This is a genomic window from Stenotrophomonas sp. FW305-3-2-15-E-LB1, from assembly GCF_058787375.1.
The window spans coordinates 24,534-49,343 of the sequence record NZ_JBYSZR010000033.1; the positions used below are offsets into that span (position 1 = coordinate 24,534).

The following is a 24,810-nucleotide window of genomic DNA, read 5'->3' on the forward strand; positions in this document are numbered from 1 at the left end:
CAATTCCCCCCGGATACGTCGAGCCAATGGATGTCCTGATGCGCCGCAGCCTTATTCTCACCCTGCTCCTTGCGCTGTGCCTGCCGGTGGCCACGATGGCCCAGAGCGGCCTTCGCACCGAGGGCGATGTCGCCACCGCCAGTGGTGCCTACGAGGCCGAAGTGCCCGTCAACAGCCAGGCCGAGGCCGACCGCAACGGTGGCCTGGCCCGTGCCCTGAGCGTGGTCCTGGGCAAGCTGTCCGGTGACCGCAGCGTCATGTCGCGCCCCGGTGTCGCGCAGGCCCTGCGCAACGCCAAGGACTACGTGGCGAGCTATGACTTCAAGCAGGACCAGAGCGTGGGCGCCAGTGGCGCACCCAGCTACCGGACCCTGCTGGTGGCCCGTTTCCGCGAAGATGACGTCGATGCGCTGGTGTCGGCCCTGGGCCTGCCGCTGTGGCCGCAGCCGCGGCCGAAGCCGGTGGTCTGGCTGGCGGTGGACGACGGCAGTGGCCCGCGGCTGGTCAGCGTGCAGCAGGCCAATGCCGCGCGCCCGCTGCTGAACCGGGCCATCGAGCGCGGCTACAAGCTGGGCCTGCCCAGTGGCGGCGCCGCCGAACAGGCCCTGGCCGGCGCGATCTGGCGCCAGGACAGCGCTGCGGTGGCCCGCGCGTCGTCTCGCTACTCGCCGCCGATGCAGCTGATCGGCAAGCTGTACCGCGCCAATGGCGGCTGGCAGGCGGACTGGGTGTTCGTCGACAACGGCCGCGAGCTGAACAAGTGGACCACCAAGGACGCCAACGCCATGCGCGCGATGGCGGCCGGTGCCGACGGCGCCGCCGATGCCCTGGTCAAGCGCTACGCCAAGGCCGGCGCGGCCACCGGTGCAGCCGGTGCCTACCGCGTGGTGGTGACCGGCATCAACAGCGCCGATGAGTACCTGCGCCTGGCCGTCGGCCTGCGCGAGGTGCCGGTGGTGCGCAACGTCACCCCGCTGCGGGCGACGGGCGACCGCCTGGAGCTGAACCTGGAAATGACCACCGGCCTGGCCGGCTTCAACCGCATGCTGGGCGACAACGGCGTGCTGGTGCCTTCGGCGCCCCTGCCGGCCCTGCCGGCGCCGATCGATGACAGCACCGGCGCACCGCAGCCGGCCCCGGTCAGCAACGAGTACCGACTGCGATGATCCAGGCCCCGGAAGCGGAAATCGCGCAGTTCCTGCGACGGCTGAAGTACGTTGCCGTCGCCCTGCTGATCGGCTGGGTGGTGTGGCTGCTGGCCCCCATCCTGACCCCGTTCGTGCTGGCCCTGGCGCTGGCCTGGCTGGGCGACCCGCTGGTCGACCGCATCGAGGCCACCGGCCGTTCGCGCAATACCGGCGTGGTGCTGGTATTCGTGGCCATGGTGCTGGTCATCACCGCGCTGCTGCTGGTGCTGGTGCCGATGATCGAGCGCCAGATCACCACGTTGATGGCCGCTGTTCCGCAGGCCCAGGCCTGGCTGATGCAGACCGGCATCCCCTGGTTCGAGCAGAAGACCGGCCTGGAAGTGATGCAGTGGATGGACCCGGACCGCCTGATCGAGTGGGTGCGCAGCCACTGGCAGCAGGCCGGCGGCTTCGCCACGACCTTCATGGGCTATGTCTCGCGCTCGGGCTTCACCGTGGTGACCTGGATGGTCAACCTGGCGCTGCTGCCGATCCTGGCGTTCTACTTCCTGCGTGACTGGGACAAGCTGGTCGAGCGCGTGGCCTCGGTGATCCCGCGCAACCACATCGGCACGATCACCAACCTGGCCCGCGAATCCAACGAGGTGCTGGGCGCGTTCATCCGTGGCCAGTTCCTGGTGATGGTGGCGCTGGGCGTGATCTACGCCGCCGGCCTGTCGATGGTCGGCCTGAAGCTGGGCCTGCTGATCGGCCTGGTGGCTGGCCTGATCAGCTTCATCCCTTACCTGGGCGCGACCACCGGCATCGTGATGGCAGTGGTGGCAGCGCTGGTGCAGGCACAGGGCATCGACCTGAAGCTGCTGCTCCTGGTCGGCGTGGTGTTCACCGTTGGCCAGCTGCTGGAGAGCTACGTGCTGACCCCGCGCATCGTCGGCGACAAGATCGGCCTGCACCCGGTGGCGGTGATCTTCGCGGTGATGGCCGGTGGACAGCTGTTCGGTTTCCTCGGCATGCTGCTGGCGCTGCCGGTGGCGGCGGTCAGCAACGTGCTGCTGCGCTATGCGCACCAGCGTTACCGCCAGAGCGAGCTGTACGTCGGCGAAAAGCCGGCGATCGTGCTTGATGGCGTGATCGACGCGCCCCATATCATCCTCGACCCCTACGAGAACGGCCCGGACCCGAAGTGATTGGTGTGCCGCAACTTCCGCTGGCCCTGCATTACCCGCGGGACCAGCGCCTGGAGACCTTCATCGGCGCGCCGGATGGCGCGCTGGCGCAGCTGCGTGCGATCGCGGTGGGTGCCAGCCACGACTGGGTCTACCTGGAAGGTGCGGCGGGCACGGGCAAGACCCACCAGGCGCTGGCGATGTGTTCCAGCGCGCAGCAGGCCGGGCGCCTGCCGACCTACGTGCCGCTGGCCGGTGCGGTCGGCCGGGTAGCGGCGGCGCTGGATGGCCTGGAGCAGCGCGAACTGGTCGCGCTGGATGGCCTGGATGCGGTGGCGGGCCATCGCGAGGACGAGATCGCGCTGTTCGACTTCCACAACCGCGCGCGCGCGGCGGGGGTGACGGTGCTGTACACGGCGCAGCGTGCGCCGGGCGAGCTGGGTCTGGTGCTGCCGGACCTGCGTTCGCGGCTGGGCCAGTGCGTGCGCGTGCTGCTGCAGCCGCTGGACGAGGAAGGCCGCGCGGCCGTGTTGCGCGAGCGCGCGCTGCGGCGCGGGCTGGCGATCGACGAGGCGGCCATCGAGTGGCTGCTGTCGCACACCGGGCGCGAGCTGGGTGGGTTGATCACGCTGCTGGACTGGCTGGACCGGGAGTCGCTGGCGGCGAAGCGGCGGATCACGGTGCCGTTCCTGCGCCAGGTACTGGAAGAAGGCCGTCCTCGCTACTGAGGGGTGTGTTTTCTTTGCAGGGCTGCTGCCCTGCACCCGCTGGAGCAACGTCAAGATCAAGTGCTGGCTTCCTGAGGGGAGGCGGGGTGGCTCAGGTTGCGGGGGACGGCGCAAGTACGTCCATGTAGCCTCGGTCGCGCCATCCATGGCGCTCACGCCCCCGCAACCTGAGCCACCCCGCCTTCGACAGTTGGTCGGTGGCCTCGGGATTGGACCTTGTGATGTGCTCCGCTCTTGGTAGGTGTCGACCTTGGTCGACATGTGTCCTGCTTGAGGTGGGTGTCGACCGTTGGTCGACACCACGCGGGAATGAATTTCCTGTATAGCCGAGCCTATCCTCGGCTTTCTTGCATCGGGGCGGACGGCCAAAGGCAGCCGAGCGTGGGCTCGGCTCTACAGGAGCAAGTGAGCGAGCGCAGCGACGCGATCCGCTTTTGCTTTTCTTCTTCTTTTCCGTGGCTGGACGCGCACGGAAACTGTCAGCGGCCGGGCGGGATGGGTACGCGGGGGTGTCTGCGGCATGGATGCCGCGGACAAGCCTCCATGGATGGATTCACGGCGTCCCCCGCGTAGCCATCCCGCCCGGCCAAGCACGGCTTTGCAGTCGAGCAAGCTCGACTCTACCGACCACGCGTCCAGCCACGAGGGGCTCAGCCGTTCGCTGCCAACTCCGCGTCCAGCGCACGCAGCCGATCCACCGTCCCGACATCGGTCCAGCGCCCGCGATGGTGCTGCCCGGTCATCAATCCCTGCGCCATGAAATGCTTCTGCAGCGGCACCACCGAGAACTTCGGCGGTACGCGTTCGCTGCCCGGCGCATCGCCGATCACTGCGCGCCAGTCCGCCACGATCGACGGGCGGTACACGCCGATGCCGGCATAGGTCAGGCATGGGCCTGCGCGGTCGTGGTGCAGCAGGCCCTGCGCATCCAGGCGGTAGTCGCCCTCCGGGTGCTGCGCCGGGTTGTCCACCAGTACCAGGTGCGCCTGGCCCTGCGGCTCGCGGGGCAGGGTAGCGAAATCAAAATCGGTCCAGATATCGCCGTTGACCACCAGGAACGGCGCATCGCCCAGCTGCGGCAGCGCGTTGAGGATGCCGCCGCCGGTCTCCAGCGGGGTTTCGCCTTCGTGCACGAAGTGCAGCTGCAGGCCCCAGTGGCTGCCATCGCCCAGCGTGGCCGGGAACTGCTCGGCCAGCCATGCGGTGTTGATGACCACCTCGCGCACGCCCAGTGCGGCCAGCCGCTCCAGGTGCCAGACGATCAGCGGCTTGCCGGCCACCGCCAACAACGGCTTGGGCGTGTGCAGGGTCAGCGGGCGCATGCGCTCGCCCAGGCCGGCGGCGAAGATCAGGGCTTTCATCAGCGCACCACGCGCATCGGTGCGGCCAGTTCGGCCACAGCCGGCTTGATGCGCACGTCCAGCAGCTGCTGCAGCGTGGCCAGTTCGGGGTAGCGCGGCAGCACTTCGTCCAGGTAGCCGATGAAGCGCGGCACGTCGTCCAGATAGTGGCCCTTGTTGTCGCGGTAACGCAGGCGGCTGAAGATGCCCAGGCACTTCAGGTGGCGCTGGATGCCCATCCAGTCGGCGTCGCGCAGGAAGGTCGCGCGGTCAGGCACCGGCAGGCCGGTGTCGAGCGCGCGCTGGTGGTACTGCGCCAGCCATGCGTCCACGCGCGGCAGCGGCCAGCTCAGGAACGCGTCCTTGAACAGGCTCACCGCGTCGTAGGCGATCGGGCCACGCACCAGGTCCTGGAAATCGAGGATGGCCGGACCATCGTCGACCGGCATCAGGTTGCGCGGCATGTAGTCGCGATGGGTCATCAACTGGGCCTGGCCCAGCGCGTTGTCCATCAGCAGGCGCTGCGCCTGCTGCAGGCTTTCGGCCTCGGCGGCGTCCAGGGTGATGCCCAGGTGGCGCTGCAGGAACCATTCGTCGAACAGGCCGGCGTCGCGCTGCAGCAGGGCTTCGCCAAAGCGGCCGAAATCATCGGGCACCGGAATCGCCTGCAGGCGCAGCAGCTGGTCGATGGCGCGGCCGAACCAGGCATCGGCATTGCGTTCGTCCAGCACCTTGGCCAGGGTCGGGCCACCGAGGTCCTCCAGCAGCAGGAAGCCGGCGTCGAGATCCTGGGCGAGCAGGGCGGGCACGCGCAGGCCGTGGTCGTGCAGCAGGCCGCGCATGCGCAACCACGGCTGCGGATCTTCCAGGCCGGGCGGGGCATCCATCACGATGTGGCTGCCGCCACGGCTGGTGGTACGCCAATAGCTGCGCAGGCCGGCGTCGACCGAAGCGCGCTCGACCACCGTGTTGGCGTCGTCCAGCTGGGTGCGGGCCCACTGCAGGCGCTGCGCGCTGCGCTGGGGATCGGAGGCAGGTTCGGTCATGCAGGCAGTTCCGGGCGCGACGGGCGCGCCACGCTCAGGGGGAAAGAAAGAAGAGGGGTGTCAGCGGCGTGGGGTGAACAGCCGCATCAGCGCCAGCACGGCCACTGCGCCGACCACGGCGCCGAGGAAACCGGCCGGCTCGCCGGGGGCGTACCAGCCCATGTACTGGCCGAACCAGCCGGCCACCAATGCGCCGACGATGCCGAGCACGATGGTCAGCAGGCAGCCCATGCGGTTGTTGCCGGGCATGAAGAAACGCCCGAGCAGGCCGACGAAGAAGCCGACCAGCAGGATGTACAGCCAGCTGCTGCTGCCGAACAGACCATTCATGTGCATGCGTTCCGCTTGGGGTGGACGCAGCCTAGCAAGGCCAGGCTGCGTCCGTCACGGGTGTGCGGTCAGCAGCAGCCGTGGTCGCCGTGGCGGGTGCCGCTGTCGGCTGCCACCGGCGAACCGCTGGTCTCGCCGCGCAGGCTGGCGGCGTAGTGCTCGCTGATGACCTTGGACACGCAGGCGGTGACCTTCTTGCCCATCGGGATGTGCAGGAACTCGTTCGGGCCATGCGCGTTGGAGTGCGGGCCGAGCACGCCGGTGATCATGAACTGCGCGCCCGGGAACTTCTCGCCCAGCATGCCCATGAACGGGATCGAGCCGCCTTCGCCCATGTACATGGCCGGCTTGCCGAAGAAGGCCTGGCTGGCATCGTCGATGGCCTGGGTCAGCCACGGCGCCATGGCCGGGGCGTTCCAGCCGGTGGAGGCCTTTTCCAGGTCCAGGGTGACCTGGGCGCCGTTCGGCGGATCGCGCAGCAGCGCTTCCTTCAGCAGTTCGCCGCAGGTCTTGCCGTCGGCGGTCGGCGGCAGGCGCAGCGACAGCTTCACCGAGGTCTGCGGGCGCAGCACGTTGCCGGCCGATTCCAGCGGCGGCATGCCACCCACGCCGGTCACCGACAGCGCCGGGCGCCAGGTGCGGTTGAGCACCAGCTCGGTCAGGTCCTCGTTCATCGGGCGCAGGCCGTCGACCATCGGGAACTTCTCGAAGATCTCGGTATCGACCACTTCGGCGGCACGCTTGGCCTGGGCCAGGCGCTCGGCCGGGATCTCCACGTTCATGCCGTCGATCAGGATGCGGCCGGTGTCCTGGTCCTCGATGCGCGACAGGATCTGGCGCAGCAGGCGGAAGCTGGACGGGATGACGCCGGAAGCATCGCCGGAATGCACGCCTTCGTTGAGCACCTTGACGGTGAAGTTGCCGCCGGTCAGGCCACGCAGGGAGGTGGTGCACCACAGCTGGTCGTAGTTGGCGCAGCCCGAATCCAGGCACACCACCAGCGACGGCTTGCCGATGCGGTCGGCCAGGTGGTCGACGTAGGCGGGCAGGTCGTAGCTGCCGGATTCTTCACAGGCTTCGATCAGCACCACGCAGCGGGCGTGCGGCAGGCCCTGGGCCTGCAGGGCCAGCACCGCCGCCAGCGAACCGAAGATGGCGTAACCGTCGTCGGCGCCACCGCGGCCATACAGCTTGTCGCCGCGCAGGACCGGGATCCACGGGCCGAGGTCCTCGTCCCAGCCGGTCATTTCCGGCTGCTTGTCCAGGTGCCCGTAGAGCAGGATGGTGTCGTCGCCGGTCTCGGCGCCGGTGGCCGGAATTTCCAGGAAAATCAGCGGCGTGCGGCCTTCCAGACGGACCACCTCGACCTTCAGGCCGGGCAGTTCCTGGGCCTTGGCCCAGTTTTCCATCAGGGTGACCGCCTGTTCCATGTAGCCGTTCTGCACCCAGTTGGCGTCGAACATCGGCGACTTGTTGGGGATGCGGATGTAGTCGACCAACTGCGGGACGATCTCGCTGTCCCACTTGTCATTGACGAATTGGCCGAGCTTGGCGCTGTCCATCTGAAACTCCGGTTGCATGGGCGTGTGATGCGGCCATTCTACGCCTGTGCCGGGGGTAGGGTTTTTCCTACAGCACGTCGGGTATTTGGCTGGCTTTTAGAAATCCCGGAAACCGATAGTCTGTGTGCATGTGGTGACGGACACTGTTTCGACCGACGGGATTGCCGGTAGGGACGGCCAGAACCACAAGGAGATACACGTCGTGCCTTGGTCAGTCGTGTTCAGGGTGTTGGTACTGGGGATGTGGATGGTGGGGGCGCAAGCCGCCGAGCCGATTGACATCAACCGGGCCGATGCCCAGGCGCTGCAGCAGGGATTGACGATGGTCGGGGCCGTAAAGGCAGCGGCAATCGTCGAGCACCGGCGCAGACACGGCCCATTTCATCGCGTCGAGGACCTGACGCAGGTGAAGGGAATAGGGACAGCAATCGTCGAACGGAATCGACAGCGGATCACCGTCGGCAACACGATGTTGCCAGCGGATCCGGTACCCGGATCGGTACCGGTGCGCTCCGTACCCAGGCGTTGACAGCAGGATCGTCGGGACCGGCAGGAGGCTGGTTCACCGGACACGGACAGGAAGGACGTGCCCACCGACCGTCGCAGGGATGCGGCACCAATCACCAGGATGGTGGCATCACAGACCTGTGGAAGGGGCTGAGATACAAGCAGGACGAACGCGGCCGCGTGCAGGATGCAACGCCGCCCCCACAGCGCAGGATGCGAGGGGGTGGCAGCAGGCCGACAAGGACGTAACGAGTGCCCGGTACGACACATGGTTGTGTCGCCGGGCATTTCGCTTTCTGGCGCGGGCACGTTCTGGCACGGCGCTGCACCGCCAATGGTGTAGGTTGGAGGTTCCCCACGGATTGGAACCTGCTGGATGCGCCTGCCCCGCCTGCCCCTGATGCTCGCACTTGCCCTGGCCCTGCCGTTGGCGGCCCAGGCCGCCACGCCCGCCACCGCCGCCGCTACCGCTGAGGTACGTGGCCCGACCGATCTGAAGCCCGGTGAGTACCTGTGGCACCCGGAAGTATCGCCGGCCGGCCCGATCGTGCTGGTGGTCAGCCTGGATGAGCAGCGCGCCTACGTGTACCGCAACGGCATCGCCATCGGCCTGAGCACGATCAGTTCGGGCAAGGCCGGGCACGAAACCCCCACGGGCGTGTTCACGATCCTGCAGAAAGACAAGGACCACAAATCCAACCTCTACAACAGCGCGCCGATGCCCTACATGCAGCGGCTGACCTGGGATGGCATTGCCCTGCATGGCGGCAGCCTGCCCGGGCACCCGGCCTCGCACGGCTGCGTGCGCCTGCCGCAGGCGTTCGCGCAGAAGCTGTTCAGCGCAACCCAGCGCGGTGACACGGTGGTGGTGGCCGACGCCAAGAGTGCGCCGATGACCCTGGCCTACCCGGCGGTGCTGGCACCGGTGAACGCGCGTGGCCAGGCCCTGCCGGAAACCGAAGGCGCCAGCCCGGCCAAGGCCTGGTGGGACGATGCGGTCGCCCCCAGCGGCCAGGTCGGCATCCTGGTCAGCCTGCACGACCAGCGCCTGTACGTGCTGCGCGATGGCGTGATGATCGGCGAATCGCCGCTGCGGGCCGATGCGCTGCCGGCGTTCCAGGGCACCACGTTGTTCGTGATGGGGCAGGGCTTCAGCGATACGCCCAGCCCGCTGGACACACAGCAGCGCCTGCACCAGTGGACCGCCTACCCGCTGCTGGGCCAGGACCGCGCGCAGGCCACCCCGGACCTGCTGGCCACGCCGTCGTTGCCGATGGCGCTGCCAGCCGATTTCGCCCGCCAGCTGTACCAGGTGCTGGTGCCGGGCACGACCCTGCTGGTCACCTCGCTGCCAGCGGTGCGCCCAAGCGCGGCTGAATCGGGATTGCAGCCGGTCTTGGAATCCGAACCCGCCACGCCCACGTCGAAGAAGTCCTGAGTGAATACCGTGTGCCCATGATTGCTTCACGCACGCGCTGGCAGGCCGCCTGCGGCCTGCTCGCGCTGGTCGCCGCCGGCAGCGCTGTCGCCGCGGCGCCGCCCGCCACCGCCAGCACCGACGACCTGACCGCGCTGCTGGCGCGCACGGCCCCCAACGCTGACCGCCACGTATTGAAGCTGGCGGCCACGGCGTTGCGCTGCGCCCTGCAGCGTCCGGAACTGGGCATCAAGGCCGAGCGGCTGGGCGTCATCGATTACTCGCGGCCGTCCACCGAGCAGCGCCTGTGGGTGTTCGACCTGGCGCGGCAGCGGCTGCTGTTCGAGGAATGGGTGGCGCACGGCCGCAACAGTGGCGGCAACCGCACCGAGCACTTCTCCAACCGCGATGGCAGTTTCATGTCCAGCATCGGTGCCTTCACCGCGCAGGAAACCTACATGGGCGGCAACGGTTATTCGCTGCGGCTGGACGGGCTGGAGCCGGGCTTCAACGACAAGGCACGTGACCGCGCGATCGTCATCCATGGTGCGCCCTATGTGAACCCGACGATGGCCCGCCTGCAGGGCCGGCTGGGCCGCAGCCTCGGCTGCCCGGCGGTACGCCTGTCGGTGTCGCGGCCGCTGATCGATTCGCTGCGTGGCGGCACCCTGGTGTTCGCCTACTATCCCGACCCGCAATGGCTGCAGCATTCGAAGCTGCTGTCGCCGCAGTGTGGCGAAGCGGGCGGTGTTGCTGCGCGGTGATGCGCGATCGCGCGCGGCATGATGCAATGCGCGCATGGACATAGATGCTCTGCTGCGCACCCCGAGCCAGGTGATCTCCAGCCTGGATTACCGCCGCGAACGCTGGCGCAACGGCCTGGGCTGGACTCGCGAGATCCTGCGCCTGCCCGCGCAGGGTGATGACTGGGCGCTGCGCCTGTCGGTGGCCGAGATCGAGCAGGACGCCGCGTTTTCAGCGTTCCCAGGCGTGGAGCGCGAGCTGGTACTGCTGCAGGGCAATGGCGTGCGCCTGCGTTTTGCCGATGGCCGCGTGGCCGAAGTGCTGCCGCCGCACGGGCGCGTGCGCTTTGCCGGCGAAGAAGCGCTGGACGGCGAGCTGGTCGATGGCACCACCCACGATTTCAACCTGATGTGGAAGCGCGGGCAGTTGCAGGCCGAGCTGCTGCACCGGCCGTTGGTGGGGTCGATGTTCTTCTTCTGCGAACCGGGCGTGGCCTGGGCGCTGTACCTGCTGGCCGGGCATGCGGAATTCGGTGCGGACAGTGGGTTGCCGCCGATGCAGGCCGGCGATACCGCGTGGTTGGCCGCCGGTGAAAGGCAACGGCATGCGTTGCAGGGCGGCGGTGAGTTGTTGGCGATACGGGTAACGACGCCCGGGTAGCGCCGGGCCATGCCCGGCGTGGTGAGGTGTCATTGGGCGTCATCCACGCATGGCGTGGATCTACTGGTAACGAGGATTGCAGTAGATCCACGCCATGCGTGGATAAGGCAACGGCATGCGTTGCAGGGCGGCGGCGAGTTGTTGGCGATACGGGTAACGACCGCCGGGTAGCGCCGGGCCATGCCCGGCGTGATGGGGCGTCGTCAGTGCGGACCAACGGTCCGCACCCACCCCCACCGCGCAGTAGATCCACACCATGCGTGGATGCAGTTGGGGTCAGAGCCCTTTCCTGCGGAAAGGGATCCGACCCCGATCGGTGGGTCAGTACACGTCGCGCCGGTAACGACCGGCCATCAACAGTGCTTCCTTGCCCTCGGCACCGAGCACCTGCGCGATCACCGCGTCCACCGCAGGGGCCATGCCCTGCAGGCTGCCGCAGACCAGGATCGTGGCGCCTTCCTCCACCCACTGCCGCAGCGTCGCTGCTTCGGCCAGCAGCCGGTCCTGCACGTAGCGGTGGGTGCCGCCATCGCGGCTGAACACCGCATCCAGCCGCGCCAGCGTACCGTCGGCCAGCAGCGTCTGCAGCTCCTCGCCGAAATGGAAATCGTGCGCGGCCGAACGTTCGCCAAACAGCAACCAGGTGCGGCGCGCACCGCTGCGGGCGCGCTCGTGCAGGTGCGCGCGCAGGCCGGCAATGCCGGTGCCGTTGCCGATCAGCAGCAGCGGTACCTCGGCGGCCACGCCATGGAAATTGGCGTTGCGACGCAGCCGCAGCTGCACCGGCTCATGCACCACCGCGTGGTCGCACAGCCAGCCGCTGCCGATGCCGGGCGTGCCGTCGGCACGCAGCTGGCGGCGCAGCAGCAGTTCCAGCGCGCCGTCGGCCATCACCGAGGCAATCGAGTACTCGCGATGCGGCAACGGCTGCAGTGACGCCAGCAACCCAGGCAGGTCGCCCGGTGCGACGAGGCTGGGCAGGTGCGAGCGCACGACGCGATCCAGCAGGGCCACGCCATCGTCCAGCCGCAGATCCGGATCGAAACCGCGCTCCCGCAGCCACGCGCGCGTGGCTGGCGCAGCGTGCTGTGGACCGATTTCGGCGATGTCACCGGCCTGCCACTGCGCATCGCTGCCGGCCGGTGGCTGCAGGCGCAGCCAGTACACCGGCCCGCCGAGGCTGCCGGGGTTGAGGTGTTCGCGCTGCAGCAGCGGCCACGGCTGGTACTCCGCCGGGCTCCAGTCAGGCAGCTCGCTGGCACCGCCGCCGATCTGTCCCAGCAGCTGCTGCCAGTGGCGCAGCGCGGCCGGATCGGCGTTGTCGACATCGATCGCATCGAACATCGGGTGCGCGCCGTGTTGGCGCAGCCAGTCGTCGAGCCGGTGGCCGAACGCACAGAAATGGCCGTAGCTGCGGTCACCCAGCGCGAGCACACCGAACTGCAGGTGGCCCAGCGAGGGTGAGGTGCTCATCACCTGGCGCAGGAAGGGCAGGGCGTGATCGGGGGCGTCGCCTTCGCCGGTGGTGCTGGCGATGAACAGTGCGCGCTGGCTCTGCGCCAGCAGCGCGGTGTCGACTTCATGCAGCCCACGCACGCGCACCGGCAGGCTGGCGGCGCGCAGGGCCTCGGCGCTGCGTTCGGCCAGTTCGCGGGCGAAGCCGGTCTGGCTGGACCACACCAGCAGCAGCGGCGCGACATCACCGCTGGCGGCGTCATCGCGCGGGCGCCCACGCCACCACACTGCGGTGCAGGCCAGCGCATACAGCGCGATGGCCAGCACGGCGCCCTGCCAGTGGCGCGTGGGCGGGGCACCCTGCCACCAGGCTTCGCCCAGGTGCAGGCGCAGCAGGGCGTAGCCGGCCACGGCCAGCAGCACCATCACGATGAGGTTGCCGAGCACGGCGCGCGTTGGCCGGCGGCTCATGCGGCCTGCTCGTCCAGCAGGCGCTGGAAGGCGCTGCTGAGATGTTCGCGTGGACCGTCGATCGCGCGTTCCAGGTAGCGCGCGGCCAGGCCTTCGCGCTCGGCCAGGGCCAGGCCCTGTTCGCGGCCGAGCACGGTCAGCGCAGTGGCCCAGGCATCGGCGTGCATCGCATCGTCGGCCACCACGGTCACTGCGGCGGCCACCTGGCGCACGGGCATGCCGGTGCGCGGGTCCAGGCTGTGGCTGTAGGCCTGGCCATCGGCGTGGTACTGGTGCCAACGGTCGCCCGATGTGGCCACGGCCTTGCCATCCAGCGCCAGCACGCGCGGCGGCGTATTGCCGTGCGCGTCTTCTTCCGGGGCCGACTCCACCAGGACGCGCCACGGCTGCCCATCCGGCTTGCGGCCGTAGCCGGCCAGTTCGCCGCCCACTTCGATCAGTGCTGCGGTGATGCCCTGCGCGCGCAGCCAGGCAGCGACGTGGTCGACACCGAAGCCTTTGGCAATCGCAGAGAGATCGAGTTCCAGGCCGCCGGGTTGCAGCAGGGCGTCAGCGCGCCACTGCAGCTGCTGCCAGCCACAGCGCGCACGCGTGGCCTGCAGGGTGGCGGCGTCGGGCACGCGGCGTGGGCCGGCCTGTGCACCGAAGCCCCACAGCGCGACCAGCGGACCCAGGGTGGGATCAAACGCGCCGTCGCTGGTGGCGGCAATCGCCTGCGCAGCGGCCAGCACATGGCGGGTTTCGGCGGGCAGCGGGCACCACTGGCCGGCGGTGGCACGGTTGTAGCGGGCCAGGTCCGAGCCGGCGTCCCAGGTGCTCATCTGCGCGACCACCTCATCCAGGCGCGCCTGGATGCCGGCGTGCAGCGGGTGCAGGTCGCGCTGGCGTGGCGCCACCAGCGACACACTCCAGGTGGTGCCCATGGTGGTGCCGCCGAGGCGGGCGATGTCGGACAGGGGATCGGTCATGGCGGGGCGTTGCAGGCGCGGTGCCGGGGCGGGCCCGGCACCGCGGTCCACGTTACTGCGGCAGCACTTCCAGGGTGGCGACGTAGCTCAGGCGGCGCTTGGCGGCCTGCTTCACCGAGGTCTTGTTGTCTTCGGTGCCGGTTTCCAGCCAGTACATGCCGGCTTCGGGCCAGGTCACCTTGATCTCGCCCTTGGCATCGCTGGTGAGCTTCAGCTCGTCCTGCGCGTTGCGGTAGCGGGTGGCGCCACGCACGATCTCGAAGTCCAGGCCGGCGGTCGGCTTGCCATCCACCAGCACGCGGAAGGTGGCTTCCTCGCCAGCGAACAGATCGTTCGGATGGCCCACGGCCACCAGCTCGATGCCGCGGTTGGTCGGCTTCAGCGCGGTGGCGTTCGGCGCGCCGTTGGTGACGAAGGTTTCCACGCGGCCCACCGACTGGCTCACTTCCAGCTTTTTCGCATCCTTGGGCAGTTCGCCGAAGGTCGCGGCGGTGCCACGCCAGCGCTTGCGCTCGCCGTTCTGTTCGTAGGTGGCGAACAGGCCGTCATTGACCGAGGCGATGCGGTAGGTGCCCTGCTGCCTCAGCTCGATGTCGAACACGCTGCGGTACTTGCCGGTGGCGGCGTTCTGCGGCTGCACACTGCTGCCGTCCGGCGCGGTGATCACCAGCGATTCCAGGCGCAGCGGCACGTGGTTGAAATAGAACAGGTCGTTGGAGACCGCACCGTCGACGGTGATCCACGGCGCGTTGCCGGCGATGACGGTCTGCGAGGGCAGCAGCCAGGCCTTGTGGGCCAGGGCGGAGAACGGAAGGGCAGCGGCCAGGGCGGCGGCTAGGACGAGCGTGCGCTTCATGCGGAAGACTCCAGGGATGGTGGTGGGGTCAGAGCCCTTCCTGCGGAAGGGATCCGACCCGGGGGTCATGCAGTTACGGTTTGACGGCGAGGGTGACCTGGCCCAGTTCGGTGGCGCCCTGCGCCTTGCCGTTCTGCGCGGCAGTGGCCGGCCAGGTGAAGGGGATCTTCAGCAGTTCGCGGCCGCCGACTTCGCGCACCGCTTCCACCACCAGGGTGTAGCTGCCCGGGGCCAGCTGCTTCAGGGCCGGCTGCTGGTCGTTGAACGACAGCGCGTGCTTGCCCGCCGGGCGGGTCGGACCGGTCACGCCATCCACCGGCACCTGCAGCGTGCGGCCGCTCTTGCGCCACCACTGGCGCAGGTCGGGCAACCACTTGGTGCCATGGCCTTCACTGTTGCTGGTCTGCTGGTACCAGACCGACAGGTTGGCGGCGACCTTCTGGTCGGCGCCTTCCAGCCAGACGGCCACATACGGGCGGTGGTATTCGGCAACGTTGAGCTTGGGCACTTCGACGTTGATGTCGAGGGTGGCGGCATAGGCCGGCGAGGTGGCCAGCAGGCCGCTGAGGGCGATGGTGAGGGTGACGCGCATGGGGCGGCTCCGGAGGGAACGGATGGAAGTCAGTGGATCAGCAGCAGGGCGATCAGCAGCGGGATCATCAGGCCCAGGCCGACCAGCGGCCAGGTCATGCGCCGCTGCCGCGCATGCAGGTGCAGCAGGAACAGGCCGGTGATGCAGAACACCAGGCAGGCCACCGCGAACAGGTCCAGGAACCAGCCCCACGCCGGGCCCGCGTTGCGGCCCTTGTGCAGGTCGTTGAGGTAGGACACCGCGCCGCGCGAGGTCGATTCGTATTCCACTGCACCGCTTTCGCGGTCGATGCTCAGCCAGGCGTCGCCACCGGGGCGCGGCAGCGACAGGTAGATTTCTTCCGGCGACCATTCGGCCGGGCGCCCGCCGATGCCGATGTCCAGCTGCGCATCCAGCCATTGCCGGGCCGGCGGCGGAATGGGCGCGTTGCCGTCTTCGCGGTCACCCAGCGCGCCAAGAAGCTCAGCCGGCAGTTCCAGCTTCTGGTTCTGCACCTGCGGTTTGGCTTCGATCTTCGCCGCGTGGTTCAGGGTCAGGCCGGTGGCCGCGAACAGCAGCATGCCGATCAGGCACACCGCCGAGCTGATCCAGTGCCACTGGTGCAGCGTACGCAGCCAGAAGCCACGGCTCTGTTGCTGCTGCACGGTGGAGGACACGGGACGGCTCACGGTGTTTTTCGGGGCGGGTGAAGACTACCCATTACAGCATTAATGAGAATGGCTCGCAATTAGGTGTCTCTTTGTATCCGGCCGCAGGCCCGCGCGGGGCGGGCTGCGGCCGTCACACGCGTCAGAAGCGGAAGTTAAGGCTGACCCAGACGCTGCGGGCCTTGTCCTTGTTGTTGTAGTCGTCCTCGAACAGCACTTCATTGGTGTCATCGGTGTAGATGCCGTCGCCGTCCAGATCGGTGAAGTAGGTCTGGTAGGTGGTGAAGTCGCGGTCCAGCAGGTTGTTGATGCGGGCATTCACGGTCAGCCACTCGGTGGCTTCGAACGAGGCGCCCAGGTGCAGCACGGTGTAATCCTTGTAGTAGCGCTCCTGGCCGGTCACCGTGCTGATGCCACCGTAGCGCTTGGAACGCGCTTCGGCGGTCAGGAACACGTTGAAGCGGTCGCTGGCACGCCAATCAAAGGTGGCGTTGGCCATGTGCCGCGCGCTGTTGCCCAACGGCCGGCCCTTTTCGGCGCCGCTCTTCTGCTCGCTGTCGGTGAAGGTGTAGTTGGCGCGCAGGCTGAACTGATCGCTGATGCTCCAGCGCCCGGCCACTTCCGCACCCTGGATCACCACCTCGTCGATGTTCACCGTGCGGGTGCTGCTGGCGTAGCCCAGATCGGCATATTCACCGGTGGAACTGCACGACAGGGTCAGCGCGGCGCCGCAGGGCTGCGAGGCGATCTTGTCGTCGAAGCGGTTGTGGAAGGCGGTGGCATTGAAGCTGTGCCCGGCGGGGTGCTGCCAGTACACGGCCAGTTCCGTGCTGGTGCTGGTTTCCGGCTTCAGGTCCGGGTTGCCGAACATGGGCGAGGTGCCCTGGCCACCGAAACCGATCACGCCGTCGTACAGCTGGGTGGTCTTGGGCGTCTTGAAGCCGGTGCTGACGCCGCCCTTCACCGTCCAGGCCTCGCTGAGGGTGTACACGCCGTACAGGCGCGGGCTGAGCTGGTCGCCGAACACTTCATGGTCGTCGTAGCGCAGGCCGTAGGTGATCGCCAGCGGTGCCAGCACGGTCCAGGTGTCCTCGGCGAACAGCGAGTACATGTTGTGGTCCTGGCTCAGGCCCGGCGTACCACGTTCGGTACCGAACACACCGTCGGTCAGTTCACCGCGGATCACCTGCGCGCCCACCACGGCGACGTGCTGGCCTGCCGCCTGGAACGGGATGTCCAGTTTGGCATCCAGCGTGTACTGCTCGCTTTCCAGCGTGCGCGCCGGGCGCGGCAGGAACGTGGACTCGGCCAGTGCGCGGCGTTCGGCCAGCGGCAGCCCGGCGTACGGGCCGGTGGCATCGATCATCTGCAGCAGCTGCACGCGCTCGGCCACGGTGAAGGGCATGGTGCGCCCGTCGTTGTTGGTGGCCACGTGCGAAAGGGAAACCAGGCTGTTGCCGAAGCCCCAGCGGCCTTCGTGGGTGATCGCCCAGGCGTCGCGGGTGAATTCCTGGCTGGGGCTGTAGCCCACGCGCGGATCCGCGCGGCGCGACCACGTGCCACCGTTGCTACGGCAGGCGTTGGCATTGGCGCCGCTGGCACCGCTGCAGAAGTTGCTGCTGCGCCAGATGCTGCTGATGCTGTCCACGGTGCCGACCGGGTATTCCTCTTCGCCGGCATCGTTGATCTTGATCGCGTTGTCGTACTCCTGGCGCGAGGTGTCGTAGTCCAGGGTCAGGCGCTGGGCATCGCTGATGTTCCAGTCCAGGCTGATGCCGCCGGCCTTGTTGGTGTTGTCCACGGTCTTGCCGCCGCCACCGAAGCCCAGCGAGCGGTCGTGAGCCACGCCGCTGGGGTCGAGTACCGGGCTGTACACCGGGTTGGAGGCATCGCGGTCGTACCAGCTGGCGCGCGCCGAAAGGTTCAGCACGTTGGGCACCAGCGGGCCGGTCACGTACACATCAGCGGTGCGGTCGTCGCCGAACTGGTCGTCGGTTTCGAAGGTGCCGCCCAGCGTGGCCGAACCGCTCCAGCGGTCCAGCGAACGCTTGGTGATGATGTTGATGACGCCGCCCATCGCGTCGGCGCCGTAAAGGGTGGAGGCCGGGCCGCGGATCACTTCGATGCGCTCGATCGCATCCAGCGGCGGGATGTGGTTGAACTGGTTGCCGCCGAAGTTGTTTGGGTAGATGTCGCCGTGGTTGTTCTGGCGGCGGCCATTGACCAGGATCAGCGTGTAATCCGAACCCATGCCACGCATGGAGATGGTGCCTTGGCCGGTCTTGTCGCGGGTTTCGCCCACGTCCACGCCTTCCAGATCGCGCACCGCGTCCAGCAGGGTCATGTAGGGGCGGGTGGTCAGCTCTTCCTGGGTGATGACGGAAATGCTGGCCGGGGCATCGGTGATCTTCTGTTCGAAGCCCGAAGCGGTGACCACTACGGTATCCAGAGTCTGCGGTGCGCCTGCGGCGGCACCGTTTGCGAAGGCGGGGCTGGCGAAGGCGGCCAGCACGGCGCTGGTCAGCAGGTGGCGGGACAGGGACGAACGGACACGATGGCGCTGGGCCATGGCAGTAACCTCGAAGGATGCAGGGTGGTGCGATGCCAGCGCGGAATGCGTGGCATGCACGGGGAGCCCCGGTCAGGGGCAGCAGGGATGCAGCAGGGGATGAAGCAGGCAGCGGCGCGCAGGCGCGACCGCAGGTGCGGTCACGAAGGGCCGGAGATCAGGCCAGCGGCGGCGCCTGGCCGCGTTGCTGGCGGCGCCCGGGCGCATCGGCCCACGGCGTGTCCGGCGTGGCCAGCGGCCAGTGCGGACGGGCCCCGGCGTGGACCGGGGCGAGGGGAATCAGATCCAGTTCAATGCGCAGCCATTGGCTGGCCAGCAGCAGCGGCGGCGGCGGTGCCTTGTCGGCGGCCTTGGTCGGCGTGCAGACGCAACGGCGCAGCTTGGCCGGCGCGTCTTCTTCCACCGGCACTTCACCACCGCGGCCCTCGAGGGGCTGCTGCCACGCCTGCGCGGCAGCCTCCGCCTGGCCGTGCGGCAGCAGCGGCAGGGTGCCCAGCAGCAACGCCAGCATCGCGACCCACGCCAACAGGCCGGCCAGTGCAGGGCGATGACCGCGCATGGCGGTACCGAACTGCACGAGGCGAAGCGGGCGAGGGCGGAACGGGCGACGCAAGGCAGGCAACCCCTGGGCGTACGCCGGACCATCCGGCGTCAACGGGGCGTGATTGTAATGAGAGCTGTTAGCGGTTGCAAATGAGAATGATTGCCAAAGTTTCGCAGGGCCGCTGCGCCGGCCTCAGACTTCGCTCCAGCGCCGCAGCAGGTTGTGGTACACGCCGGTCAGCTGCAGCACCGCAGCAGCGTCGCCGCCGGTCTGCCGCAGACGTTCGATGGAAGTGTCCATCTCCCACAGCAGGCGCCGCTGCACATCGTCGCGGACCATGCTCTGCACCCAGAAGAACGAGGCCACGCGCGCACCGCGCGTGACCGGGTTGACCTGGTGCAGGCTGCTGGACGGGTACACGATCAGGTCGCCGGCGGGCAGCTTCACTTCGTGCTCGCCGTAGGTATCGCTGATCACCAGCTCGCCGCCGTCGTACTCCTCCGGCGCGGACAGGAACAGGGTGCAGGAGATGTCCGAGCGCAGCTGTTCGCCGTGGGCCAGGTTCATCACCGCGCCATCGACGTGGAAGCCGTAGGTGCCACCGCCGCTGTAGCGGTTGAAGCGGGGCGGCAGGATCTTCAGCGGGAGCGCGGCCGCAAAGAACAGCGGGTTGCGCCGCAGCGCGGCCAGTACGCCCTGGCCGAGCTCGGCCTTCAATGGCGAGGCATCGGGCAGTTGCTCGTTGTGCTTCACCAGCGCGCCCTGGGCGCCGACGGTCTCGCGACCGTCGGCCCAATCGGCCGCATCCAGCCGCTGGCGCATCTGTGCCACCTCTTCCGGGGCAAGCACGTTGGGTATATGCAGCAGCATGGCGGTTCCTCGTCGATACGCGGGGGAGTCAGGCTCCCCCGCGCAGGTGCATCAGAAACGGACGTCCGCGCTGAGCAGGAAGGTGCGCGGGGCGCCCGGGGTGTAACGGTAGCCGCTCTTGTTGATGCTGGCCACGTACTGCTTGTCGAACAGGTTGTAGCCGTTCAAGCGCAGCGACACGTTCTCGTTGATCGCCCAGGACACCACCGCGTCATAGACCACATACGACTTGGTGAACGCCGGCGTGCCGACGGCACCGTCGGTACCGCGGTGCATGCCGGCGGCATAGCGGACGCCGCCGCCCACGGTAATGCCATGCGGCAGCACGTAGCTGGTCCAGCCGGTGAACGTATCGTCCGGGGTATAGACCAGGTTGTTGGTGCCATCGGCGGCCACCTTGGCACCATCCTTCACATCGGTGTTCAAGTGGCTGTAGCCTGCGCTGATCGACCAGTTCTCGGACACGCGGCCCACGGCAGACAGCTCAACACCCTTCACCCGCTTGCTGCCGGTCTGCGTCGGGTTGCCAGCGTCGTCCAGCACGGTGGTGTTGATTTCGTTTTCCACATCGGTCTGGAACAGCGCCAGGTTCACCGCCAGCGCATCTTCCATGAAGGCCCACTTGCTGCCCACCTCGAAGGTCTTGGCCTTCTGCGGATCCAGCTTCGGGTTGTCGGCGCTGCTGGCCGAGCTGCTCAGCTGGAAGTTGGCACCGCCCGGGGGCTGCTGTGAAATCGCGTAGTTGGCGTAGATGCTGACGGTGTCACCCACCTTGTACAGCGCACCCAGCTTCCAGTTCAGCAGGGTGTCGGACGCTTCCAGCGTGGGATTGCGCAGTACGGTGCCGGTGGGGTTGCTGCCACACACCGGGCCGCCACGGCCGCCACACACCGAGGCGCTGGCGTACTCGGTCCTGTAATGATCGGCACGCACGCCTGCGGTCAGCAGGAAGCTCTCGCCAAACGACAACGTATCGAACACGTAGGCCGAGGATGTGGTGGTCTTGCCGTGCGCGTCGGCACCGTTGTGTGCCCAGCTCAGGCCAGCCACGTTCCAATCGGGGTTGTACAGGTTCGCGGCAGGCCAGCTGCTGCCACCGGTGGCGGCCTGGCCGTAGCTGTCCAGTTCTTCCCGGGTGAACTCCAGCCCGGCACTGAGGGCGTGGCCCACTGCGCCGGTATTGAAGTCGGCGCGCAGGTTCAGCTGGTCGGTCAGGATGGTGTTGCGCTGGTCCTTGAAGGTCGGCAGGCTGCGCGCGATCGCGTAGGTCGAAAGATCCGCTGCGTTGGTATAGGTGATGTTGCCGGTCGGACGGCCGTTGGCGCCGCGCACGCCGGTGCCCATGAAGGCGGTGAGCAGGTAGTCCTGTTCGGTGCGGCCCCAGCGGGCGGTGTTGGTCAGGCGCACGTTGTCGTTGAAGTCGTGCTCGAAGCGGAACGTGGCCATCTTCGCGGTGACGTCGTCGTGGTCGGCGCGGGTGCCGTAGAAGTTTTCCGGGTCCACCGGATGGCCGGCCAGCGCTTCCAGCGTCGGTTGCGGCGTCCAGCCGGGCAGGCCCAGGGTCGGCACGCCGCCATCGGGCACGTTGTCCTGCTTCACATAGAGCAGGTTGAGGTAATAGCGGGTTGCGGTGCCCAGGCCGAAGGCCAGCGACGGCGCGATGCCCCAGCGCTTGTTCTGCACGTGGTCGCGGCCAGGCTGGTCGCTGTCCTGCCACATGCCATTGATGCGCAGCGCGCTGGTTGCGCCCAGCGACTGGTTCCAGTCGGCGGTGGCGCGGCGCTGCTGGTCGCTGCCGACGGACACGCTGGCCGAGGTCGCATCCTGCAGGTTGGCCTGCTTGCTGACCAGGTTGATCGCGCCGGTCGGCGCCGAGCGGCCGTTGTCGGTGCCGGCCGGGCCCTTGGTCACTTCCACCTGCTCGATGTTGAAGACATCGCGCGAGATCGAGCCCAGATCGCGCACACCGTCCACGAACAGGCTGTTGGAGGTGTCGAAGCCGCGCATGAACAGCGCATCGCCGGTGGTGGTGTTGCCGTTCTCACCGGCATAGAAAGTACCCACGCCCGGGCTGTTGCGCAGCGCTTCGGTGAGGGTGGTGGCGCCCTGCTGGTTGAACAGGTCGCTGGTGATGACCTGGATCGTCTGCGGCGTGTCCTGCAGGCGCTGGGTGAACTTCGGCGAGGCGACCTTGTCGGCCTTGTAGCCGCGGGTGGCGTGCACGTCGATCTTGTCCAGCGTACGGGCATTGTCGGTGGCGTCTGCCAGGGCCACGGCGGGCAGCGAGGCCAGGCCAAGGCCGGCGGCCAGGCTGGCGGTGGCCAGGGGCAGTGAACGAAGCGGGGAGGCGTGCTTGCGGCTCTTGATCGAGGTCATGGGATGGGCTTTGCCGGGGGCAGGAAGGCCCCGTCGACGCGGCGGTCGGCAGGGCGGTTGGCGCGGGGGGAATCCGGTACGGAAACGCGGGGGGCGGCGCCGATGTCGGCGCAGCGGCTCAGCTCAGCAGGGCTGGCGGTGCGTGCGAGGGCGGCTGACGACGGCCCGCCAGGCGTACCGCTGCTGCGGCGCGCACAGGCAGGCGCAGGGTCTGCGGGCCCGACAGCGGGACGAGAAGGCACAGGCGGTTCAGCAGGGGCGGGTTGTCGCCGTGGCTGCCTTCTGGGCCGGATTCGATGCGCGGGGCCAAGGGCTCGGGTGGTGGCGATTCGCCGGCATGCCCGCTGGCGTGTTCATCCAGCGCCGCTGCAGACGGGGACAGGGTTGCGTCCCCGGATACACGGCGGCCTTCCTGCAGCGCCGACCAGCCCAGCCACAGCGCCAGCAGCGCGGCCACGAGCAGCGGCCACCCCTGACGGGCGAGCAGGGACAACGCGGCGATGGGTGCAGGCGAAGCCAAGGTGCGGTCCGTTACAAACCGTTACGAGTCAGGCGCGCAGGATAACACCAACGATAATGATTCGCATCTGCGCGCTTGACAGCGGCGGCTGGGCGGCGCGCAGGGGTGCTGGGAGGGCGCACAAAGGGCGCGGGTGGCCAATCTGCAGTAGATCCACCCCATGGGTGGATGAAGGTCGGTGTGGACGGGGCGGGGGCGCGGCCACGCCCCCGCTCGGATCACTCGCGGTCGTCGCGGGTCCAGATGGCGTCGTGTTCGCGCTTGACCGGGAACTTGGGCGCGGCGGTGTAGGCCGGGGCACACAGGGCGCGGCCATCACGCACATCGAAGCGCGCGCCGTGCAGCACGCACTCGATGCTGCCTTCGGCGGTGTTGAACTCGCCCGAGGACAGCTCGAATTCCTCGTGCGTGCACTGGTCTTCCAGCGCATACAGCTCGCCATCGAGGTTGAACACCACGATGGGCGTGCCGGTCACTTCATCGAACACGCTCTTCATTTCGCCCGGCAGCAGCTCGGCGCCGGCGCAGACGAAGGTCCAGGCCTCGCTCATGCCGATGCCCCGGCCAGCGGCTTTTCCAGGATTTCAAAGCGCAGGTCGTCACGCTTGGGGATGCCGAAGCGCTCGTCGCCATAGGGGAACGGCTTCTTGATGCCGGTGCGCTGGTAGCCGCGGCGCTCGTAGAAGGCGATCAGTTCGTCGCGCACGTCGATCACCGTCATCTGCATGACCGGCACGTTCCACTCGCGCGCGGCATGGGCTTCGGCCGCGTCCATCAGCTGCTTGCCGACGCCACCGCCCTGCTGGGCCGGGTCGACCGAGAACATGCCGAAGTAGCCCTTGCCGTCGACATCGGCAACGTGGGCGCAGGCGACGAGGCGGCCCTCGCGCTCAGCCAGCAGGATGGTCGAGCGCGGGCGGTCCAGGTCGCCCTGGATGCCCTCGGCATCGATGCGGGCGCCGTCCAGCAGGTCGGCCTCGGTGGTCCAGCCGGCGCGGCTGGCGTCGCCGCGGTAGGCCGAGGTGACCAGGGTGATCAGGGCGGGGATGTCGGCCGGCGTGGCGGCACGGAAAGTCAGGGTGCTCATGCCGCCATTCTAGGTGGGGCAGGGGCGCCCGCAAAATGGCGCGGGGTCAGATCCCTTCTGCCACGAAGAAGGACTCAGGTCCCCGGGTACCGGCTATGCTCCCCGTTCATCGCGTTCCCGCAGGAGGCAGGAATGAACAGGCAAAGCGGAGGCGGTGTGGCTGCGAAGGTCGTGACGCTCGGTCTGGTCGTGGCGTTCTCCACCCTTCTGGCGCGCATGGATGCCTCCGTTGCGGGCAGGGACGCTGCGTTCAACAGCTTTGCCTGCCCCAGGTTCAACCCGACGCGTGCACTGCCTGTCGCGCTGGAGAAACTGCGCGCGCACCCGGTCCGCTACCAGGGCCGCTTGGTGAAGGTGCGTGGCGCGTATGTCGATGGCTGGGAAATGTCGGCGCTGCATCCGGGGCCGCCGGTACGTGACCGGTGGGCGGCGGACGGCATCTGGGTGGAGGGCATTGCGCCGATGACGCTGCCGACGGAGCAGGCCGTTGAAATGACCGGGATCGTGTCGGCGGCGCGACCCGATGCGATGTTCGGCAAGGGGCATCTAGGCAGATGGCCGGCCCAGCTGTGCGTGGCGTCGGTACGACGGTTGCAGGCGTGACCGGGCGTGGGGCGCTGTGCTGGCCAGGCCCTCTGCAAACGATGTGAGACGATGACGCCATCACAGCGCCTGGCGGCATGGCCAGGCCGGAGGACATGCGGGACACCATGATCGCAATGAACTGGATTCGCCAGGATGCGCAGGGGTGGCATTTCGATGCCTACTTCGACTACCTGGCAGGGGCAGCGGCGGACTTGCCCGAGACACTTCGCGAGTTCGCGCTCGATTTCAGCAACTACGCGCTGCGCGGCCGCGATTCCCTGCACGACGCGCGCATGAGCGCGTTCCGGGTTGAAAAGTCGGCTGTTGACGGTGCCGAAGGGGCGACGGTCAGCATCGAGGTGGTCCTGCTTGATCAGCAGTTCGAAGGCGAAATGCTGATGATGTACTCGGGCGTGGTGGGCTATCTCCTGCAGGAAACGCTGTGCAGTGACGACCCCGGCGTCGATGTGCTGGTGCATGAGGTATCGGTGGTCGAACCGGGGCGCTACCGGCACACCGTGCTGTTAGACAACGGTGGCGGCTATGCAGTGGAATTCTCCGGGTTCACCCGGGCGCGCCGCGAGCGCGGGCCATCGCGCATGTAACGCAGCGGAACCAACGA

The 24,810-nt window shown here is 68.2% G+C and carries 25 protein-coding genes; 9 read left to right on the top strand and 16 right to left on the bottom strand.

Features of this window, described 5'->3' with window-relative positions:
- Positions 1 to 38 precede the first annotated feature (38 nt).
- The 3 genes from AC3WL7_RS18540 to hda are packed head-to-tail and all read left to right on the top strand — an operon-like array spanning position 39 to position 3,042.
- Positions 39 to 1,166 carry a DUF2066 domain-containing protein gene (locus AC3WL7_RS18540; protein ID WP_492752350.1) on the top strand — a complete coding sequence of 376 codons (1,128 nt, stop codon included), beginning with the start codon at positions 39 to 41 and terminating at the stop codon, positions 1,164 to 1,166.
- On the top strand, positions 1,163 to 2,335 hold the full coding sequence (locus AC3WL7_RS18545; protein ID WP_079220921.1) for an AI-2E family transporter: 1,173 nt from the start codon (positions 1,163 to 1,165) through the stop codon (positions 2,333 to 2,335). The genes AC3WL7_RS18540 and AC3WL7_RS18545 overlap by 4 nt, the downstream gene beginning before the upstream one ends.
- On the top strand, positions 2,335 to 3,042 hold the full coding sequence (gene hda / locus AC3WL7_RS18550; protein ID WP_079225113.1) for a DnaA regulatory inactivator Hda: 708 nt from the start codon (positions 2,335 to 2,337) through the stop codon (positions 3,040 to 3,042). Before AC3WL7_RS18545 ends, hda begins: the two co-directional genes overlap by 1 nt.
- Positions 3,043 to 3,692: 650 nt before the next feature.
- Here the strand turns inward: hda and murU are convergent.
- From murU to AC3WL7_RS18570, 4 genes are all read right to left on the bottom strand, one after another.
- Positions 3,693 to 4,403, bottom strand: coding sequence for an N-acetylmuramate alpha-1-phosphate uridylyltransferase MurU (gene murU / locus AC3WL7_RS18555; protein ID WP_492752352.1), 711 nt, complete (start codon positions 4,401 to 4,403; stop codon positions 3,693 to 3,695).
- Entirely contained in the window at positions 4,403 to 5,428 is a 1,026-nt protein-coding gene (locus AC3WL7_RS18560) for an aminoglycoside phosphotransferase family protein (RefSeq protein WP_492752355.1), read from the bottom strand. Before AC3WL7_RS18560 ends, murU begins: the two co-directional genes overlap by 1 nt.
- Before the next feature lie 60 nt (positions 5,429 to 5,488).
- Complete coding sequence (locus tag AC3WL7_RS18565) at positions 5,489 to 5,758, bottom strand: GlsB/YeaQ/YmgE family stress response membrane protein (RefSeq protein ID WP_108764310.1); 270 nt, start codon at positions 5,756 to 5,758, stop codon at positions 5,489 to 5,491.
- Between the two features lie 68 nt (positions 5,759 to 5,826).
- Positions 5,827 to 7,320 carry a M20 family metallopeptidase gene (locus AC3WL7_RS18570; protein ID WP_079220928.1) on the bottom strand — a complete coding sequence of 498 codons (1,494 nt, stop codon included), beginning with the start codon at positions 7,318 to 7,320 and terminating at the stop codon, positions 5,827 to 5,829.
- Between the two features lie 124 nt (positions 7,321 to 7,444).
- Here AC3WL7_RS18570 and AC3WL7_RS18575 point away from each other — a divergent pair, with 124 nt between their 5' ends.
- The 4 genes from AC3WL7_RS18575 (at position 7,445) to AC3WL7_RS18590 (ending at position 10,648) form a co-directional block, all read left to right on the top strand.
- Positions 7,445 to 7,849 (top strand): helix-hairpin-helix domain-containing protein, encoded by a 405-nt coding sequence (locus AC3WL7_RS18575; protein WP_254057329.1) that lies wholly within the window; start codon positions 7,445 to 7,447, stop codon positions 7,847 to 7,849.
- 354 nt (positions 7,850 to 8,203) lie between these two features.
- Positions 8,204 to 9,265 (top strand): L,D-transpeptidase, encoded by a 1,062-nt coding sequence (locus AC3WL7_RS18580; protein ID WP_313420361.1) that lies wholly within the window; start codon positions 8,204 to 8,206, stop codon positions 9,263 to 9,265.
- A gap of 17 nt (positions 9,266 to 9,282) precedes the next feature.
- Positions 9,283 to 10,008, top strand: a complete 726-nt coding sequence (locus AC3WL7_RS18585; RefSeq protein ID WP_492752362.1) for a murein L,D-transpeptidase catalytic domain family protein — start codon at positions 9,283 to 9,285, stop codon at positions 10,006 to 10,008.
- A 34-nt stretch (positions 10,009 to 10,042) separates the two neighbouring features.
- Positions 10,043 to 10,648, top strand: coding sequence for a HutD/Ves family protein (locus AC3WL7_RS18590; RefSeq protein WP_492752364.1), 606 nt, complete (start codon positions 10,043 to 10,045; stop codon positions 10,646 to 10,648).
- Between the two features lie 321 nt (positions 10,649 to 10,969).
- Here the strand turns inward: AC3WL7_RS18590 and AC3WL7_RS18595 are convergent, their stop codons facing one another.
- The 12 genes from AC3WL7_RS18595 to AC3WL7_RS18650 all read right to left on the bottom strand — a co-directional run bounded on the left by AC3WL7_RS18595 (position 10,970) and on the right by AC3WL7_RS18650 (position 23,603).
- Positions 10,970 to 12,574, bottom strand: coding sequence for a sulfite reductase subunit alpha (locus AC3WL7_RS18595; protein ID WP_492752367.1), 1,605 nt, complete (start codon positions 12,572 to 12,574; stop codon positions 10,970 to 10,972).
- Positions 12,571 to 13,542, bottom strand: a complete 972-nt coding sequence (locus AC3WL7_RS18600; protein WP_492752369.1) for an FAD:protein FMN transferase — start codon at positions 13,540 to 13,542, stop codon at positions 12,571 to 12,573. Before AC3WL7_RS18600 ends, AC3WL7_RS18595 begins: the two co-directional genes overlap by 4 nt.
- 52 nt (positions 13,543 to 13,594) lie before the next feature.
- Entirely contained in the window at positions 13,595 to 14,398 is an 804-nt protein-coding gene (locus AC3WL7_RS18605; RefSeq protein WP_492752370.1) for a DUF4198 domain-containing protein, read from the bottom strand.
- Positions 14,399 to 14,471: 73 nt separating this feature from the next.
- Positions 14,472 to 14,990, bottom strand: a complete 519-nt coding sequence (locus AC3WL7_RS18610; protein ID WP_108760238.1) for a DUF2271 domain-containing protein — start codon at positions 14,988 to 14,990, stop codon at positions 14,472 to 14,474.
- Between the two features lie 29 nt (positions 14,991 to 15,019).
- Entirely contained in the window at positions 15,020 to 15,658 is a 639-nt protein-coding gene (locus AC3WL7_RS18615; protein WP_492752372.1) for a PepSY-associated TM helix domain-containing protein, read from the bottom strand.
- 121 nt (positions 15,659 to 15,779) lie between these two features.
- On the bottom strand, positions 15,780 to 18,206 hold the full coding sequence (locus tag AC3WL7_RS18620) for a TonB-dependent receptor domain-containing protein (RefSeq protein WP_492752373.1): 2,427 nt from the start codon (positions 18,204 to 18,206) through the stop codon (positions 15,780 to 15,782).
- Positions 18,207 to 18,363: 157 nt separating this feature from the next.
- Positions 18,364 to 18,765, bottom strand: a complete 402-nt coding sequence (locus tag AC3WL7_RS18625; RefSeq protein ID WP_492752375.1) for a hypothetical protein — start codon at positions 18,763 to 18,765, stop codon at positions 18,364 to 18,366.
- A 177-nt stretch (positions 18,766 to 18,942) separates the two neighbouring features.
- Entirely contained in the window at positions 18,943 to 19,620 is a 678-nt protein-coding gene (locus AC3WL7_RS18630; protein ID WP_079220942.1) for a Fe2+-dependent dioxygenase, read from the bottom strand.
- A gap of 51 nt (positions 19,621 to 19,671) precedes the next feature.
- A complete protein-coding gene (locus AC3WL7_RS18635) occupies positions 19,672 to 21,996 on the bottom strand; it encodes a catecholate siderophore receptor Fiu (protein WP_492752376.1) in 2,325 nt (774 codons plus the stop codon).
- 118 nt (positions 21,997 to 22,114) lie between these two features.
- The gene (locus AC3WL7_RS18640; RefSeq protein WP_492752378.1) at positions 22,115 to 22,516 is read right to left on the bottom strand and encodes a hypothetical protein; all 402 of its coding nucleotides are present in this window, start codon (positions 22,514 to 22,516) and stop codon (positions 22,115 to 22,117) included.
- Positions 22,517 to 22,734: 218 nt separating this feature from the next.
- Positions 22,735 to 23,067, bottom strand: a complete 333-nt coding sequence (locus AC3WL7_RS18645) for a non-heme iron oxygenase ferredoxin subunit (protein WP_079220947.1) — start codon at positions 23,065 to 23,067, stop codon at positions 22,735 to 22,737.
- Positions 23,064 to 23,603, bottom strand: a complete 540-nt coding sequence (locus AC3WL7_RS18650; protein ID WP_079220948.1) for a GNAT family N-acetyltransferase — start codon at positions 23,601 to 23,603, stop codon at positions 23,064 to 23,066. The genes AC3WL7_RS18645 and AC3WL7_RS18650 overlap by 4 nt, the downstream gene beginning before the upstream one ends.
- Positions 23,604 to 23,735: 132 nt before the next feature.
- On the opposite strand from AC3WL7_RS18650, the gene AC3WL7_RS18655 reads away from it, so the two are divergent.
- Both AC3WL7_RS18655 and AC3WL7_RS18660 read left to right on the top strand, forming a co-directional pair.
- Complete coding sequence (locus AC3WL7_RS18655) at positions 23,736 to 24,206, top strand: hypothetical protein (protein WP_492752380.1); 471 nt, start codon at positions 23,736 to 23,738, stop codon at positions 24,204 to 24,206.
- Positions 24,207 to 24,313: 107 nt separating this feature from the next.
- Positions 24,314 to 24,793 (top strand): hypothetical protein, encoded by a 480-nt coding sequence (locus tag AC3WL7_RS18660; protein ID WP_492752382.1) that lies wholly within the window; start codon positions 24,314 to 24,316, stop codon positions 24,791 to 24,793.
- Positions 24,794 to 24,810: the final 17 nt, after the last annotated feature.